The 16549-nt window shown below is 66.3% G+C and carries 13 protein-coding genes; 3 read left to right on the top strand and 10 right to left on the bottom strand.

All coding sequences use genetic code 11. From position 1 onward, the window contains the following. Positions 1-28: 28 nt before the first annotated feature. The 10 genes from nrdF to ATL42_RS02315 form a co-directional block, all read right to left on the bottom strand. Complete coding sequence (gene nrdF, locus ATL42_RS02360; RefSeq protein ID WP_098453980.1) at positions 29-1009, bottom strand: class 1b ribonucleoside-diphosphate reductase subunit beta; 981 nt, start codon at positions 1007-1009, stop codon at positions 29-31. 61 nt (positions 1010-1070) lie between these two features. Beyond that, positions 1071-3209 carry a class 1b ribonucleoside-diphosphate reductase subunit alpha gene (nrdE, locus tag ATL42_RS02355; protein WP_098453979.1) on the bottom strand — a complete coding sequence of 713 codons (2139 nt, stop codon included), beginning with the start codon at positions 3207-3209 and terminating at the stop codon, positions 1071-1073. After that, positions 3179-3595 (bottom strand): class Ib ribonucleoside-diphosphate reductase assembly flavoprotein NrdI, encoded by a 417-nt coding sequence (gene nrdI, locus ATL42_RS02350; RefSeq protein ID WP_098453978.1) that lies wholly within the window; start codon positions 3593-3595, stop codon positions 3179-3181. Before nrdI ends, nrdE begins: the two co-directional genes overlap by 31 nt. A gap of 39 nt (positions 3596-3634) precedes the next feature. After that, positions 3635-3880, bottom strand: a complete 246-nt coding sequence (gene nrdH / locus ATL42_RS02345; RefSeq protein ID WP_098453977.1) for a glutaredoxin-like protein NrdH — start codon at positions 3878-3880, stop codon at positions 3635-3637. Positions 3881-4431: 551 nt separating this feature from the next. Next, positions 4432-5904 carry a GH1 family beta-glucosidase gene (locus ATL42_RS02340; protein ID WP_245862019.1) on the bottom strand — a complete coding sequence of 491 codons (1473 nt, stop codon included), beginning with the start codon at positions 5902-5904 and terminating at the stop codon, positions 4432-4434. 45 nt (positions 5905-5949) lie between these two features. Continuing rightward, positions 5950-6834: a LacI family DNA-binding transcriptional regulator gene (locus ATL42_RS02335; RefSeq protein WP_098453976.1), complete on the bottom strand. Its 885-nt coding sequence runs from the start codon at positions 6832-6834 to the stop codon at positions 5950-5952. A gap of 51 nt (positions 6835-6885) precedes the next feature. Beyond that, complete coding sequence (locus ATL42_RS02330; protein WP_098453975.1) at positions 6886-9435, bottom strand: glycoside hydrolase family 2 protein; 2550 nt, start codon at positions 9433-9435, stop codon at positions 6886-6888. Between the two features lie 63 nt (positions 9436-9498). Beyond that, the gene (locus ATL42_RS02325) at positions 9499-10320 is read right to left on the bottom strand and encodes a carbohydrate ABC transporter permease (RefSeq protein ID WP_245862016.1); all 822 of its coding nucleotides are present in this window, start codon (positions 10318-10320) and stop codon (positions 9499-9501) included. Beyond that, on the bottom strand, positions 10317-11219 hold the full coding sequence (locus tag ATL42_RS02320) for a carbohydrate ABC transporter permease (RefSeq protein ID WP_098453973.1): 903 nt from the start codon (positions 11217-11219) through the stop codon (positions 10317-10319). Before ATL42_RS02320 ends, ATL42_RS02325 begins: the two co-directional genes overlap by 4 nt. Before the next feature lie 36 nt (positions 11220-11255). After that, positions 11256-12569: an ABC transporter substrate-binding protein gene (locus ATL42_RS02315; RefSeq protein ID WP_098456265.1), complete on the bottom strand. Its 1314-nt coding sequence runs from the start codon at positions 12567-12569 to the stop codon at positions 11256-11258. A gap of 289 nt (positions 12570-12858) precedes the next feature. Here ATL42_RS02315 and ATL42_RS02310 point away from each other — a divergent pair, with 289 nt between their 5' ends. The 3 genes from ATL42_RS02310 (at position 12859) to ATL42_RS02300 (ending at position 16548) form a co-directional block, all read left to right on the top strand. Continuing rightward, positions 12859-14136, top strand: coding sequence for an ROK family transcriptional regulator (locus ATL42_RS02310; RefSeq protein WP_098453972.1), 1278 nt, complete (start codon positions 12859-12861; stop codon positions 14134-14136). Positions 14137-14227: 91 nt separating this feature from the next. Next, a complete protein-coding gene (locus ATL42_RS02305) occupies positions 14228-15265 on the top strand; it encodes an acetylxylan esterase (protein WP_098456264.1) in 1038 nt (345 codons plus the stop codon). Continuing rightward, on the top strand, positions 15262-16548 hold the full coding sequence (locus ATL42_RS02300) for an AGE family epimerase/isomerase (protein WP_098453971.1): 1287 nt from the start codon (positions 15262-15264) through the stop codon (positions 16546-16548). Before ATL42_RS02305 ends, ATL42_RS02300 begins: the two co-directional genes overlap by 4 nt. The last annotated feature ends 1 nt before the right edge of the window (position 16549 follow it).

Here is a 16549-nt window from a genome sequence, read left to right as displayed (position 1 = left end):
GGGCCCTTCGTCGTGGGTGGACGACGCGTCAGAAGTTCCAGTCTTCGTCTTCGGTGTTGACGGCCTTGCCGATGACGTACGACGACCCGGAACCGGAGAAGAAGTCGTGGTTCTCGTCGGCGTTCGGGCTCAGCGCCGAGAGGATCGCCGGATTGACGTCCGTCTCGTCCTTGGGGAACAGACCCTCGTAGCCGAGGTTCATGAGCGCCTTGTTGGCGTTGTAGCGCAGGAACTTCTTGACGTCCTCGGTGAGACCGACGCCGTCGTAGAGGTCTGCGGTGTACTGGACCTCGTTCTCGTAGAGCTCGAAGAGCAGCTCGAAGGTATACGCCTTCATCTCGTCACGCTCGGCCGGCGAGAGCTTCTCGAGGCCCTTCTGGTACTTGTAGCCGATGTAGTACCCGTGCACGGCCTCGTCACGGATGATGAGGCGGATGAGGTCTGCCGTGTTCGTGAGCTTCGCCCGGCTCGACCAGTACATCGGCAGGTAGAAGCCGGAGTAGAAGAGGAACGACTCGAGCAGCGTCGACGCGACCTTCCGCTTGAGCGGCGAGTCCCCGTGGTAGTAACCGAGGACGATCTCCGCCTTGCGCTGGAGGTTGACGTTCTCCTCGGACCAACGGAACGCGTCGTCGATCTCCTGTGTGGAGATGAGCGTCGAGAAGATCGACGAATAACTCTTCGCGTGGACCGACTCCATGAACGCGATGTTCGTGTAGACGGCTTCTTCGTGCGGCGTGATCGAGTCAGGGATGAGGCTGACGGCACCGACGGTCCCTTGGATCGTGTCGAGGAGCGTGAGCCCCGTGAAGACGCGGGTCGTCAGCTCCTTCTCGACAGGAGTGAGGGTCGCCCACGACTGGATGTCGTTGGAGACGGGCACCTTCTCGGGCAGCCAGAAGTTCCCGACGAGCCGGTCCCACACCTCGGCGTCCTTGTCGTCCTCGACGCGGTTCCAGTTGATCGCGTGAACGCGGTCGATGAGCTTGAGCTTTCCTGTGGGGGTCATCGCTTCGTCTCTCTCGTCGAGCAGTCGTCGTGCCGTCGGGGGCTCGGTGCGTGTCGCACGGTCACAGCATGCACGAGACGCACCCTTCCACCTCGGTTCCTTCGAGGGCCATCTGGCGCAGACGGATGTAGTAGAGCGTCTTGATGCCCTTGCGCCACGCGTAGATCTGCGCCCGGTTGACGTCACGAGTCGTCGCGGTGTCTTTGAAGAACAGCGTCAGGGACAGCCCCTGGTCCACGTGCTGCGTCGCCGCGGCGTACGTGTCGATGATCTTCTCGTAACCGATCTCGTACGCGTCCTGGTAGTACTCCAGGTTGTCGTTCGTCAGGTACGGCGCCGGGTAGTAGACGCGCCCGAGCTTGCCTTCCTTGCGGATCTCGATCTTCGACGCGATCGGGTGGATCGACGAGGTCGAGTTGTTGATGTAGCTGATCGACCCGGTCGGAGGAACAGCCTGGAGGTTCTGGTTGTAGATGCCGTGCTCCATGACCGAGGCCTTGAGCGCGCGCCAGTCGTCCTGGGTCGGGATGTCCACGCCAGCGGTCGCGAAGAGCTCAGCGACCCGAGCTGTCGCGGGGGCCCACTCCTGCTCGGTGTACTTGTCGAAGTACGCCCCGCTCGCGTACGTGGAGTCCTCGAAGCCGCCGAAAGCCCGCGACCGCTCGATCGCCAGTCGGTTCGACGCGGCGATCGCGTGGAACGCCACGGTGTAGAAGTACATGTTCGTGAAGTCGATGCCCTCGTCCGAACCGTAGAAGACACGCTCGCGGGCGAGATACCCGTGCAGGTTCATCTGGCCCAGACCGATCGCGTGACCGGACTCGTTGGCACGCTTGATCGACGGGACCGACTCGATGCTCGTCTGGTCCGAGACCGCCGTCAGGGCACGGATCGCGGTGTCGATCGTCTTGGCGAGGTCCGGAGAGTCCATCGCCTTCGCGATGTTGAGCGACCCGAGGTTGCACGAGATGTCGCGCCCGACGTGCGAGTAGGACAGGTCCGTGTTGTAGGTCGACGGCGTCGAGACCTGAAGAATCTCGGAGCAGAGGTTCGAGTGCGTGATCCGGCCCTTGATCGGGTTCGCGGCGTTGACCGTGTCTTCGAACATGACGTAGGGGTAGCCGGACTCGAACTGCAGCTCGGCGAGCGTCTGGAAGAACTCACGGGCCTTGATCTTCGTCTTGCGGATCCGACCGTCGTCGACCATCTCGCGGTACTTCTCCGAGATCGCGACGTCGGCGAACGGCTTGCCGTAGACGCGCTCGACGTCGTACGGGGAGAAGAGGTACATGTCCTCGTTCTTCTGGGCCAGCTCGAAGGTGATGTCCGGGATGACGACACCCAAGGAGAGGGTCTTGATCCGGATCTTCTCGTCGGCGTTCTCACGCTTGGTGTCGAGGAACCGCATGATGTCCGGGTGGTGGGCGTGCAGGTAGACGGCCCCTGCTCCCTGACGCGCTCCGAGCTGGTTGGCGTAGGAGAAGGAGTCTTCGAGGAGCTTCATCACGGGGATGACACCGGAGGACTGGTTCTCGATGTGCTTGATCGGCGCGCCGTGCTCACGGATGTTGCTGAGGAGCAGGGCCACGCCGCCGCCGCGCTTCGAGAGCTGCAACGCAGAGTTGATGCCGCGAGCGATCGACTCCATGTTGTCCTCGATGCGCAGGAGGAAGCAGGAGACCGCCTCGCCGCGCTGGGCCTTGCCCGAGTTGAGGAACGTCGGTGTCGCCGGCTGGAAGCGTCCGGAGATGATCTCGTCGACGATGTTGAGCGCGGTCTGCTCGTCGCCGTCGGCCAGCGTGAGGGCGACCATCGACACACGGTCCTCGAAGCGCTCGAGGTATCGCTTGCCGTCAAACGTCTTGAGCGTGTACGAGGTGTAGTACTTGAACGCACCGAGGAACGTCTCGAAACGGAACTTCTTCGAGTACGCGGAAGCGAAGAGGCTCTTGATGAAGGCCGCGTCGTACTTCGCGAGGATCTCAGGCTCGTAGTACTTGTTCTCGACGAGATACTCGAGCTTCTCGTCAAGCGTGTGGAAGAAGACCGTGTTCTGGTTGACGTGCTGGAGGAAGTACTGCCGTGCGGCCTGTCGATCCTTGTCGAACTGGATCTCGCCGTCAGGCCCGTAGAGGTTGAGCATCGCGTTGAGCGAGTGATAGTCGACCTCTACGCCGGAATCTGTGACTGTCGTTGCCAAAACTGATCCAATCCTTCACGGACGTGCAAGACGTCCTCAGCAGTTCCAAGAAGCTCGAAGCCGTACAGGTACGGGACGTCGCACTTGGCGGCGACGATCCTGCCGGCGATGCAATAAGCAGAGCCAAAGTTCGTGTTGCCGGCGGCGATGACACCGCGAACGAGCGAGCGGTTGCGCTCGTCGTTGAGAAACTTCACCACCTGACGAGGTACGGCGCCGCCCTCGTTGCCGCCGCCGTAGGTCGGCACGACGAGCACATACGGCTCGTCGACCTGGAGAAAATCTTCTGTGGGTCGCACCGGGATGCGCTGGGCCGGTAGACCGAGCCGCTGCACGAACCGGTGGGTGTTCTCGGACGTGCTCGAAAAATACACGAGGCTCGCCATGTCACCGGTCCTTCGTCGTGCTGGTTGGTTCCGCCACCGTCAGGCGGCAGCGATGGAGACCTTTGCTGCGAGAGCGTTGATCTGGTCGGGGCGGAAGCCCGACCAGTGCTCGTTGCCAGCAACCACCACGGGTGCCTGCAGGTAGCCGAGCCCACGCACCATCTCCAGCGCTTCTGGGTCCTGGCTGATGTCGACGATCGAGTACTCGATGCCCTTCTTGTCGAGGGCTCGGTAGGTCGCGTCGCACTGGACGCATGCCGGCTTGCTGTAGACCGTGATGCTCATTCGTCCGTCTCCTGGGTGTGTAGGGCTGCTGTACAGCCGCTGTGCTGCGGGTCGGCGTCGCGCTGGCGTCGCCGTGTGGTCAGACAGGGCCTGTGCAGCCCGTGACCTCGAACGACGCGCCTGTAACTACGTCTGTGTCATTCGCCTGACGCTTCTCGGCGTCTGGCGTGGAACCACTATACCTAGGGGTTCACCTCCCGGTCACCCCCTAGGTGTAGGGATTTGCTGTTCGGTGTGCCACACCCGACCGTACGCGTCACGTGCCCTGTGGACGACGTGTGGACAAGCAGTCGGACCGCCCTGCCGGGCCGAGCCCGCACCTCCTCGTGCGGTCCCCTCAGTCTCCTGCAGACCACTGACATCGTGCCGAAGACTGCCGTATCGACCCGATGCCCGCGCGCTCCCCGGAACGCACGAAGGCTGTCCACCGGCTGTGGACGAGCGTCGTCCACAGCCGGTGGGCAGCCCGTGAGGAGCACCCCGTTTTCACCCACCCGACCTGCTCGGCGGCGTGTCGCACGTCACCAGGAGCACGGCCGGTCGCTGGGTGCTCAGGCGACGTCGTACACGATCTCCGACGTCGACGGCAGGCGCCCCGAGACGGCCAGCGAGCGGTACCAGAACGCTGAGTCCTTCCACGTGCGCTCGAGCGTCTCGTAGTCGACACGGATGATCCCGAACCGGCGGTCGTAGCCATATCCCCACTCGAAGTTGTCGAGCAGCGACCATGCGAAGTAGCCACGGACGTCCGCACCGGCGTCGATCGCCTGCCCGACCGCGTCGATGTGGTCGTGGAGGTACGCGACGCGATCCATGTCATGGACGTGGCCGTCCGCACCCACCTCGTCGTGGAATGCCGCGCCGTTCTCGGTGACCATGAGCTGCTGGTCCGGGTAGGCCCGGTGCACAGAGAGCAACAGCTCCGTCATGCCCGCCGGCTCGATGTTCCACCCCATGGCCGTGTAGGGGCCAGGCTGCTGGACGAACTCGATGTCCGTGACGCCGATCCACGGGCTCGCCGCAGCCGCGCCGTGGCCGTCGTTGCGCGCGATCACCGGGCCCCCGTCCAGCACCCGCCGGACCTGGACGGTCGAGTAGTAGTTGATGCCGAGGACGTCGAGCCCGATGTTCGCGATCTGCGTGTCCCCCTCCTCGACGAACGACCAGTCGCTCACCGCGGCCGTGTCGACGAGCAGGTCCGCCGGATAGGACCCGTCGAGCATGGGGCCGAGGAAGGCGCGGTTCGCGAGCGCGTCGATCTGGCGCACCGCATCGAGGTCACCCTCGCTGGTGGGGTCTGCCGGGCGGATGACATGAAGATTGAGCGTCACGGACAACCGCACGCTCTCACCGAGAACGTCTCGGATGGCCCGTCCGGCGAGGCCGTGCGCGAGATTGAGGTGGTGGACCGCCCGGAGCGCACCCTCAGCCTCGGTGCGACCCGGCGCATGCACCCCCGAGCCGTAGCCGAGGTAGGCAGAGCACCACGGTTCGTTGAGCGTGGTCCAGACGTCGATCCGGTCTCCGAGCTCGACAGCCATCCGGCGTGCGTACTCGGCGAAAGCGTAGGCCGTCGCCCGGTTGGTCCACCCTCCCTCGTCCTCGAGCTCTTGGGGAAGGTCCCAGTGATAGAGCGTGACGACCGGCTTCACCCCCGCGGCGATGAGCGCGTCGACGAGAGCGGAGTAGAACGCGATGCCCTCCGGGTTGAAGTCTCCCGACCCTCCGGGCTGGACCCGTGACCAGGAGATCGAGAAGCGGTAGGCGCCCAGACCGAGCCTGCGGATGTGCTCGACGTCCTCGGCCCATCGGTGATAGTGATCGTCCGCAACGTCTCCGGTGTCCCCACCGAGCGTCTTGCCCGGGGTGTGGGAGAACGTGTCCCAGATGGACCTCCCCCGGCCTCCCTCGTCGGCTGCCCCTTCGATCTGGTAGGACGCCGTCGCGGACCCCCAGAGGAAGGCAGACGGAAACTGTCGGTTCTCGGTGGTCTGTTGCGGCTGGACGTGCGGCACAACGTTCACGATGGTGGACACTCCTCGTTCAGGTCGGTTCAGGTCGGTTCAGGTTCAGGCAGGCAAGGGCGCGGCGGTCGACCCGCGCACGATGAGACGAGCGGTGACGACAGAGCCCTTCACCTGCGCGGAGCCCTCGATGGTCTCGAGCACCGCTCCGCCCACGAGACGGCCCATCTCGTGGACATCGAGACTCATCGTCGAGAGCGGTGGCTGAGTCAGTCGGCACAACGGAGAGTCGTCCCAGCCGAGGAGCGAGAGCTCGCCCGGGACGGCGATGCCCAGCTCGTGGGCGACGTGGAGCCCGGCGACCGCCATGACGTCGTTGTCGAAGACGATCGCTGTCGGCCGGGGCGAGCGCTCGAGGAGCTCACGGGTGATCCGCTCCCCCGCGTCGTCCGAGTAGTCACCCTCGACCGTCACCGGCACGACTCCGTACGACGCACACACCTGCGTCAGCGCTCGAACCCGAGCCTGCGTGTGCAGGTAGACGCTCGGGCCGGTCACGTGGGCGAGCGTCCGGTGCCCCAGCTCGAGGAGATACCCGGCGGCTTCGTTCATCGCGGCCAGGTCGTCTGCGCGGACCGACGGCAGCGACGGCTCGTCGTCCCACCGGCCGACCATGACGGTGGGGATGCCGTGCGCCGCGAGGAGCGCCGGCCGGTCGTCGTCGTCACGGACGTTGACGACCATGACCGCATCGACGAGGCGCGACCGTGCCCAGCGCTCGTAGGTGCGGCGCTCGGCATCCTCGTCCGCGACGACCGCGAGAAGGACGGACAGGTCGTGGACCGCGAGGACCTCCTCGACGCCGGCGATGAACTCCATGAAGAAGGGCTCGACGGTCACCACCCGGCGAGACGCGGTGCGGACCATGCCGACGGCACCGTGGGACGGGCTCGGAGGCGCGGGCAGACCCGTGGGGGCGTCGCTAGACATCTCACTCCTCGTTCGCGGGCGCCCTGGCGGCGCCGGACAGCCTCCGCGAGACTACCGCCTCCCGTCCGTCGGGTGCTGGACGAGAGCGTTGGCGGACCGCAGGACGAGATCGAGCGCACCAGGCGCAGAGAGCTCCGCGACACGCGCCGCGTCGACCGGCTCGGCTGTGGTCACCGAGAACGTCCGCGACTCCCCGGCGAGCAGCGTGACCAGCATGTCGTCGACCACGGCCTCGGGACTGATCCGGTCCGCCATGACAGCGACGTCGACCGCGAGGCTCGACGCGCAGACGACGATCTCCACGCCGGTGTCGGTCGCACGGACCACGACGCCGAGCGCACCAGGGTCGAGAGCACGGTCCTTCGGCTCGACGAGAGCGTGGACCGTCCGCACTCCGTCGAGCTCTGCGACGACCACCTCGTGCGACGGTTCCACAGCTGTTGTCACCGAGGTGGGCATCGTGAGGGACCACGTGCTGCGCGGTGCCACGTCGACCGCGCGCTCGACGCGGGCGAGCTCCGCACCGTCGAGGCCAGCACGACGCACGAGGACGGTCCCCACCCACGGCTCGGCCGAGTCGTTGACGACGACGAGGGTCGCCGCCCCGTCACGCTGCTGCACCGTGAGGAGCCTGTCGGCATACGCGTGGCGGAGTGCATAGAAGAGCGGCTTCGGCCGCTCGTCGCCGTCGATCGCCGCCCACGAGGTGACCGGCCAGCAGTCGTTGAGCTGCCAGACGATCGCACCAGCCGTCCGCGGCCACCACGACCGGAAGTGCTCGATGGCCAGCTGCACCGCGTGAGCCTGGTTGAGCTGCGTCGCCCAGTGCCAGTCCTCGAACCTCTCGGGCACGCCCAGGTGCGGTGCGAGCCCGCGGTCGAGCTTGGCGTTGCCGTCCTCGGCCTTCTGGTGCAGCAAGAACTCGGGCGAGTCCTTGTGGAGGGCCGACGCGGGGATCGAGCGCGTGAGCGTCGTCCACGTGGGTGGGCCCTGAAAACCGAACTCCGAGCAGAAGCGCGGGACGACGTCGAGGTAGGCCGAGTAGTCCTGGCGGTTCCAGACCTCCCACTCGTGGCGCGTCCCGTGGTTCGCGTCGTTCGGATGGACCGCAGGCGTCCCCTGCGCCACGTCGTCGGAGAAGCCCGGACTGTACGGGCTGCCGTCGCAGTACGGCCGGGTCGGGTCCAGCTCTGCAAGGATCGCGGGGAACAGCTCGGTGTAGTACCGGTGACCCCACGTACGGCCAGCAAGGTCGTCTTGCCAGTCCCAGTCCACGAAGCCCCAGAGGTTCTCGTTCCCGCCGTTCCACACCACGAGCGACGCGTGCGGCGTCAGCCTCGCGACGTTCTCCCGAGCCTCCGCCTCGAGCTCGCTCCAGAGAGGTTCTTCCTCGGGGTAGGCCGCGCACGCGAGGAGGAAGTCCTGCCAGACCATGACGCCACGCTCGTCGCAGACGTCGTAGAAGTCCTCGCTCTCGTAGATGCCGCCGCCCCAGACCCGCAGGAGGTTCATGTTCGCATCGAGCGCCTGGTCCACGCGCCGTGCCAGACGCTCGCGCGTGATCCGCGTGAGCAGGTGGTCGTCGGGGATCCAGTTCGCGCCCTTGACGAAGAGCCGCTCTCCGTTGACCACGAGGGTGAACGGCGTGCCGATCTCGTCCGGCGCGGTGTCGATCTCGACCGTCCGGAAACCGACGCGTCGGGTGTAGGTGTCGAGCCGTCCGCCGTCGGTGGTGCCGAGGACGACCTCCAGAGTGAACAGGGGATGTTCGCCATACCCGGCGGGCCACCACAACGGCACCCCAGGAACGTCGAGGTGGACGACCGCCGAGCGTGCGCCCGGCGCCAGCTCGACCGTCGCGACGTGGTCGCCGAGACCGTGCCCCTCCGCGAGCGCGGCGGTCACGACGGTCTCGCCGTGGTGCTCGAGACCGGGTTCCGCGGTGTGCTCGATGTCGACATGGACGTGGATGTGACCTGTCCCGTGCTCGTCGACCGTGACGAGCGGGCGGACCTGGGCGAGCCGCGCCGAGACCCAGCGTTCGAGCCGCACGGGCTTCCACAGCCCGGCGGTCTGGAGGTCGGGGCCCCAGTCCCACCCGAAGCTGCACGCCATCTTGCGGACCATGTTGAACGGGTGGTCGTAGGCGCGCGGGCGCAGACCGAGGGCAGCGGCCTGCTCGTGCGCGTACTCGATCGCGGGACGCAGGTCGACGACGAGGTGGTTCTCTCCCTCGCGGACGAGCGCGGTCACGTCGAACCGGTAGGACCGGTGCTGGTTGGCGGTACGGCCGATCTCTGTCCCGTTGAGGCGCACCCGGGCGACGGTGTCGATGCCGTCGAACGCGAGGTCGACCTGCTCGTGCACGGTTGCGGGGTGCGACCGGAACGTGAGCTCGTAGCGCCACGCGGTCCGGTGCATCCACGCAAGGTGTCTCTCGTTGAGGTCCAGGTAGGGGTCAGGGACGAGCCCGACGGCCATGAGGGCTGTGTGAGCGGTTCCGGGGACCTCGGCCGGGACGACGCGCCCGCTGATCTCGGCGGGTACAGGGCCGTGGGTGGCGCGGAGGGTCCAGCCGTCGTGCAGGGTCTCGCTGATCATCGTTCGTCGCTCCTGGGTCGCGTCGTCGTGCTGTGGTCGAGTCAGGTATGTCTTTCCGATCGTCTACTTCGTCGCGCCTGACGTGAAGCCGTTGTAGATGAAGCGCTGGAGTGCGAGGAACACCACGAGCGTCGGGATCATGACGATGATGACTCCTGCCGCGATGATCTCCCACTGTGCCCCGAACGGTCCCTTGAAGCGGAAGAGCGACGTGGAGATGACGCCGAGGTCCCGGGCCGGCATGTAGAGGAAGGGGATGTAGAACTCGTTGTAGACCGCGATGCCCTTGATGATGATCACTGTCGCGATCGCCGGCTTGAGCAGCGGCAGGATGATCGCGCGGTAGATCATCACGTGGTTTGCGCCGTCGAGCACCGCAGCCTCGTCGAGCTCTTTGGGGATGCTCCGCATGAACTGGATGAAGATGTAGATCGAGACGATGTCTGTCCCGAGGAAGAGCACGATGACCGCGCCACGCGTGTTGAACAGCCCGAGACTGTTCACCACCTGGAAGGTCGCCACCTGCGTGGTGACGGCTGGGACGAGGGTCGCCAGGAGGAACGCGACGACGACCGTCTTCTTCAACCGGAACTCGAAGCGATCGATGGCGTAGGCGGCCATCGTCCCGATGATGATCGTCCCGGTGACGGAGACGAGCAGGATGAAGGTCGTGTTGGCGAACGCCTCCAGCATCCGTCCCTTGGTGAATGCCGTCACATAGTTGGCGAGGCTCAGCCCGCTCGGCAGGTCGAACGGACCGCTGTCCTGGAGCTCCTCGTTCGTCTTGAACGACGCCATGACGATGACGACGATCGGGAGGAGCGTGAGCGCCGAGGCCAGCACCAGGGATACGTACTTGCCGACTCTCGCAGAGAACGCGGTCACGTGAGGTTCACCTTCTCTTCGGGGAGGATCGTGCGTTGGATCCATGTGATGACCAGCACGATCGCCAAGAGGACGACGGCCATCGCAGAAGCGAGACCGACCTTCGAGAACTTGAACGCGGAGCTCACCGTCTGGATGACGAAGGTCTCGGAGCCGTTCGAGCCGCCGGTCATGATGAACGGGATCTCGAAGACGGCGAGGCTTCCAGAGATCGCGAGGATGAACGACAGGCCGATGATCGGTCGGATGCCCGGCGCGATGATGAAGCGGAACTGCTGCCACCTGTTTGCGCCGTCGAGCTCCGCGGCCTCGTAGAGCTGGCCCGGGATGGACTGGATCGCTCCGAGGAAGAGCACAAAGTTCAGGCCCATGTATCGCCAGACCGACGTGCTCGCGAGAGAGATGTTCACGACGTCCCGATCGCCGAGCCACGGTCTGCTGAGCTCGCCGAGGCCGACGACATCCAAAAGTGCGTCGAGCGTGCCGTCTGGCCGGAAGAAGTACAAGAAGATGAAGCCGATGGCGACGCCGTTGACGAGATAGGGGAAGAAGAGGATCCCCTTGAAGACGTTGCGAAACCTCGTGCTGAAGCTGAGGAGCGTCGCAAAATAGAGGGCGAGCGCCATCTGGACGAACGACGCAGCGAAGTAGTAGAGGCTGACGTAGAAGACCCGGAAGAGCTCAGGCCGGGTGAACACCGACACGTAGTTGTCGAGCCCGACGAAGCTCTTCGTCTTGTCCAGACCGTCCCAGTCCGTGAGGGAGTACCAGAACATGTTCGCCACCGGGACGTAGGTGAACACGACGAGCAGGAAGACGGGGACGGCGAGGAACATGTAGGGGGTCCCGCGCCACCCCCAGCCTGTCCTGGGACGCCTCGAGATCACGGGTGTGCGCATCGGCAGTCGTCGCAGGTCCGCTTCCGGTTGCACCGGTCAGCTCACGACGCTCGCACGGGCCTCGGCCCAACGGGTGTTGAGGTCGGCGAAGAACTCGTCCTTCGTCTCGTCTGTCTGCCCCCGAGCCGCATCGATGAGCGCCTTGCGGTAGATCTCCTTCTGCAGACCGATCTCCGCAGTGTTGTCGATGTCTGTCACCAGCGTCTCCTTGCCGGGCTCGGCGGGGAGCTGTTCGAGGTACACGAGATCGTCGCCGAGCGCGGCGAAGTCAGCGAGGGTGGTGGGCATGTCCCCCTCGAGGAGCGGTGACAGCCCGCCCTGCGACTCCGCATAGCCCGACTCGGAGTTGAACCAGTCGATCCAGGCGCGGGCCTCCTCCTTGTGATCCGAGTGGATGTTGATCGCCTGGTTGTAGTCGCCACCGATGCTCGAGCAGAAGGTGCCGCCGACCTGGTTCGGGAACGGCATGTAGCCGATGTCAGCAGGATCTTCTGCAGCCTCCTGCATCTGGCCGATCGCCCAGGATCCAAGTGCCATCGTTGCTATCTCACCCGTGCCGAGCATGCCCTTGGACGCTTCCCAGTCGGTCGTCGTGGGATCGTCCTCGATGAATCCGCCCTCGGCTGCGTCCCAGAGGACCGAGTCGATGACGTAGAGATCTTTGCCCTCGCTCCAGGGGGCGTCGTCCTGAGGAAGCTCTCGGTTGAACTCTTCGTCGCACGTGATCGATCCTCGGTGGCCGTCCCACTGGGTGACCGGCCAGCTGGCGGCATAGTTGGTGTACAGCGGGACCGCGTCCGTGGAGTCGGCGATGGCCGCGAGGTCAGCGATGAACTCCTCGGGCGTGGTGGGCAGCTCGGTGATGCCCGCTGCTTCCCACACGGCCTTGTTGTAGACGAGGCCTTGGGCGTTGCCGACGACGGCGATGCCGTAGCCGTTGCCGTCGAACGACTTGTCGTTGATGAAGCGGTACGTCTGCGCGAGCTCCTCCGTGGTGCCGAGCGGCTCGAAGAAGTCGGGAAGCTGCTCGGGCGTGATGGTGCCCGGGATCCCGAGGACATCGCCGTAGTCGTCGGTGTTCATGCGCGTGCGGACCTCGCCCTCGTAGTCCGTGATGCCTTCGAACTCGACGGTGACGTCCGGGTACTTCTTCTCGAACGCAGCCTTGTAGCCGTCGAGCGTGCCGTCTTCGAGGAGGTCCGTGCGCCAGGTCAGAACGGTGATCTCGCCGGCCATGACACCGTCGTCGTTCGACTCGCCGCTGCTGGACGAGCATGCGGCCGTCAGACCGATGACTGAGGCGAGGGCTGTGAGGGCAGCCGCTCTGGTGCGTCGTGAGTGAGGGAACATCATTGATCCTCTCTGCGTCGGCACTGCCGTGTGCCGACGAAACCTGTGACCCCGCAAGGCCGAGACCGTCCGGCCTCACGGACATTCTTAAGCAGATGAAGAAAGTAAGTCAAGACCAGAGGATCGACCTCTACAGACACGCGCGACCCCTGACGCCGCACAGGTCGAGCGTTTGCTACATTGTTAAGCACCCGAATAAAGCAGGTCGGGCGCCCCCGCGAGAGACACGACCAAGGCGCCCACGACGACCCGGTCCGGTGTCCCAGCCGGTCGAGACGAGGGAGCAGCCGTGAACCACCCGGAACCGAGGCGTCCCCCGGGCGCGAGCACCTCCGTGGTGCTCGACGCGATCCGCAGGACCGGCACCATCAGTCGCGTCGGGCTCACCCGGGCCACCGGTCTCACCGGCGCGACGGTCTCCACCGTGGTCCGCCGCCTCCTCGACGACGATCTCGTCGTCGAGATCGGTCGAGCCGAGTCGACCGGCGGGAAGCCCCGCACCCTCCTCGAGCTCAACCAGTCAGCCCGGTACGCGGTAGGCGCCCACCTCGACCACTCCGGGATCACCTACGCAGTGACGAATCTCGCGGGCGCCCCCGTCGCACGCATGACTCGGCCTGGGCCTGCCACCACAGAACCTGCCCAGGTCCTCGAGCGCATGGCACGAGAGATCGATCTGCTCATCACCGGGATCGGGGTCGACCGTTCAAAGGTCCTCGGCCTCGGCCTCGTCTCCCCCGGGCCGCTCACCTCGACCAACGGCATGAACCCGACCCCGCCCTCCATGCGCTCGTGGGAAGACTTCCCGCTCGACACCGAGCTCGAACGGCTCACAGGACTTCCCGTGCTGCTCGACAACGACGCCACCGCATCAGCGATCGGCGAGTACTGGTCCGGCGGCACGAGCGGAGAGACGACATTCGCGGCCCTGTACATGGGGACAGGCATCGGCGCCGGATTCCTTCTCGACGGCGTGGCCTACCGCGGGGCCAGCGGCAACGCCGGGGAGATCGGGCACACGAGCCTCAACATCGACGGACCCGTCTGCTGGTGCGGGATGCGTGGCTGCGTCGAGGTGCTCGCCGGGCCGGCGGCCGTCGTCGACGCGGCGTGGGCCGACCCACGCGTGGCCCGCGCCGCTGGGCTCGACCGGCTCCCAGACGGCGCGTCCATCGCCATGCAGTTCGCCGCGATCGCGCGTTCCTCGCGCAACGGAGTCGTCGGAGCCCGCCAGATCCTCGAGAGATCAGCACGCTACCTCGCCGTCGCCGCCCACACCGTCGTCAACCTTCTCGACGTCCGTCTCCTCGTGCTCACCGGTGCCAGCTTCGCCGCGGCGAGCCACATCTACGTCCCGGCGGTCCGGGAGCTGCTCGAACAGTCCTTCTTCGCACGCACGAGCCATGCCGTCGACGTCCGCCTCTCCCATGCTGCCGACACCGCGCCCGCGATCGGAGGTGCTGCGATGGTCCTCCAGTCCGAGCTCGTCCCGCAACGCACGGCCCCCCTGACGACGCTCGATCACGCCGGGAGCGTCCGGAGCGAGCTCGGCTCGCTCTCGCACTAGAGACCCACCGCCCCGAGAAGCACGTCGCGCCAGCCCCCTGCCCACGACCCGCATGCCGACCCGGAACCTGCCGGGACGTCTGGAGATGCCCATGGCCTTCTACGACCTCGACGCCACAGTACTGCCCGCCTACCTGCCGGAGGTCGACGAACCAGCAGACTTCGACGACTTCTGGTCCACAACACTCGCCAGGGCACGCACGTTCCCGCTCGATGTCCGGGCCGAGCAGGTCGACCCTGGTCTCGACCTCGTCGAGGTCTTCGACCTCTCCTTCAACGGCTTCGACGGCCAGCGGATCAACGCATGGCTCACCCTCCCTCGTGGAGGCACGAACCTGCCAGGCATCGTGACGTACACCGGCTACGGCGGTGGCCGCGGCCTCGCCCACGACCATCTCGTGTGGGCTGCAGCAGGGTTCGCCCACCTCGTCATGGACATTCGCGGCCAAGGCAGCCGGTGGGGACACGGAGGGGACACACCCGACCCCGTCGGGAGCGGTCCAGCCGTGCCCGGATTCCTGACTCGCGGGATCCTCGACCCTGCCGAGCACTACTACCGACGCGTGTTCACCGACGCCGTCCGGGCAGTCGACGCCGTGCGTAACCTGGCACGCGTCGACAGCGCACGCGTCGCAGTCGCCGGAGTGAGCCAAGGCGGCGGGATCGCGCTCGCCGTCGCGGGCCTGGTCCCCGACCTCATGGCCGTCATGGCCGACGTCCCCTTCCTGTGCAACTACCGCAGGGCTGTCGCGCTCGTCGACACCGACCCGTACGCCGAGATCACCACCTACCTCTCCGTCCACCGCGAGCACGCCGACCAGGCGTTCCGCACGCTCTCGTACGTCGACGCCGTCAACCATGCGCGTCGCGCGAGCGCACCTGCGCTCTTCTCGGTCGCGCTCATGGACCCGATCTGCCCGCCGTCCACCGTGTACAGCGCCCACAACCTCTATGGTTCGCGCGCCGTCACGAGCGTCGACACCCTCGACCTCTCGATGGAGGTCTATCCCTTCAACCAGCACGAAGGCGGCCAAGGCTTCCAGCTCGCCAAGCAGATCACCTGGCTACGCCGCCGTGCAGGGCTCCCCCGCCCACCGTCCGTCACCGAGAACACTGGAGCAGTCCTATGACCACGACCACCCCCACCACAGCCTCCGCGACATCCGGACAGCCCCAGACCTGGCTCGACAGCGCCCTCCACCGTGTCTGGCTCACCGACCATGCCCATGGCCTGCTCGCGTTCGGGCAGGACGTCGAGTCGAGCGCCGGTGGTTCCGGCTGGCTCGGGGACGACGGCACCGTCGACGAGACCCAGCCGGTCTTCACCTGGATCACCTGCCGGATGGTGCACGTCTACGGGCTCGGCCACCTCATGGGAGTTCCTGGATCTGCGCGCCGCGCTCAGGCTGCCCTCGACGCGCTTCGCGGTCGCCTGCACGACGACGCTCACGGCGGGTGGTTCGCCTCAATCGGCGCCGACGGCACGGTCGACGACTCGAAGAGCGCGTACGCCCACGCCTTCGTCGTTCTCGCGGCGAGCACCGCCGTGGCGGCAGGGCTCGACGGTGCCGACGCGCTGCTGACCGATGCCCTCGCTGTCCTCGACGAGAAGTTCTACGACGAACGCTCCGGACTGCACGTCGACGAGTGGAGCTCGTCGTGGACCGTCCTCGACCCCTACCGCGGCGTCAACGCGAACATGCACGCGGTCGAGGCGCTCCTGGCCGCAGGAGACGTCACCGGCGACTCACGATGGACGCAGCGCGCACTGGGCGTCGCCCGGTACGTCGCGTGCGACTGGGCGCCGCTGCACGAGTGGCGGATCCCCGAGCACTTCGACGAGGCCTGGAACCCCCTCCTCGAGCTCAACGCCGACACACCCGACGATCCGTTCAAGCCGTACGGTGCGACGATCGGGCACGGCATCGAGTGGTCACGGCTCCTCCTCCACCTCGATGCGGCTCTCGGGTCTGACGCACCGGAGTGGCTCGTCCCTGCTGCCCGTGCCCTCTACGCCCGAGCGGTCGAGGACGGTTGGCGCGTGAGCGCGACCGGACACCACGGGTTCGTGTACACGACGGACTGGGTGGGTGCTCCGGTGGTCGAGACCCGCATGCACTGGGTCGTCGCCGAGGCGATCGGCGCCGCCGCGGCGCTCTTCCGTGCCACGGGCGACGAGGCGTACGCGCGCGACTACGCCCGGTGGTGGGGACACGCCGCCGACAGCTTTGTCGACCCGGTCCACGGCTCATGGCACCACGAGCTCGACACGACCGGCACACCGTCTGCTGCTGTCTGGCCAGGAAAGCCCGACATCTACCATGCGTTTCAGGCCACGCTCTTCCCCCAGGCACCGCTCTCACCCTCGCTGGCAACAGCGCTGCGAGACGGCCTGGTACCCGTCGCACGGTGAC

The organism is Sanguibacter antarcticus (assembly GCF_002564005.1).
In the GTDB taxonomy this organism is placed as follows: Bacteria; Actinomycetota; Actinomycetes; order Actinomycetales; family Cellulomonadaceae; genus Sanguibacter; species Sanguibacter antarcticus.
Note: the sequence above shows the minus strand (reverse complement) of the source record. Positions and strands in the feature narration are given on the sequence as shown.

What these genes read in the sequence shown, in the direction of transcription:
- nrdF (WP_098453980.1), bottom strand. Translation starts at nt 1,009, where the DNA reads ATGACCCCCACAGGAAAGCTCAAGCTCATCGACCGCGTTCACGCGATC.
- nrdI (WP_098453978.1), bottom strand. Translation starts at nt 3,595, where the DNA reads ATGGCGAGCCTCGTGTATTTTTCGAGCACGTCCGAGAACACCCACCGG.
- nrdH (WP_098453977.1), bottom strand. Translation starts at nt 3,880, where the DNA reads ATGAGCATCACGGTCTACAGCAAGCCGGCATGCGTCCAGTGCGACGCG.
- ATL42_RS02335 (WP_098453976.1), bottom strand. Translation starts at nt 6,834, where the DNA reads ATGTCTAGCGACGCCCCCACGGGTCTGCCCGCGCCTCCGAGCCCGTCC.
- ATL42_RS02330 (WP_098453975.1), bottom strand. Translation starts at nt 9,435, where the DNA reads ATGATCAGCGAGACCCTGCACGACGGCTGGACCCTCCGCGCCACCCAC.
- ATL42_RS02320 (WP_098453973.1), bottom strand. Translation starts at nt 11,219, where the DNA reads ATGCGCACACCCGTGATCTCGAGGCGTCCCAGGACAGGCTGGGGGTGG.
- ATL42_RS02315 (WP_098456265.1), bottom strand. Translation starts at nt 12,569, where the DNA reads ATGTTCCCTCACTCACGACGCACCAGAGCGGCTGCCCTCACAGCCCTC.
- ATL42_RS02305 (WP_098456264.1), top strand. Translation starts at nt 14,228, where the DNA reads ATGGCCTTCTACGACCTCGACGCCACAGTACTGCCCGCCTACCTGCCG.
- ATL42_RS02300 (WP_098453971.1), top strand. Translation starts at nt 15,262, where the DNA reads ATGACCACGACCACCCCCACCACAGCCTCCGCGACATCCGGACAGCCC.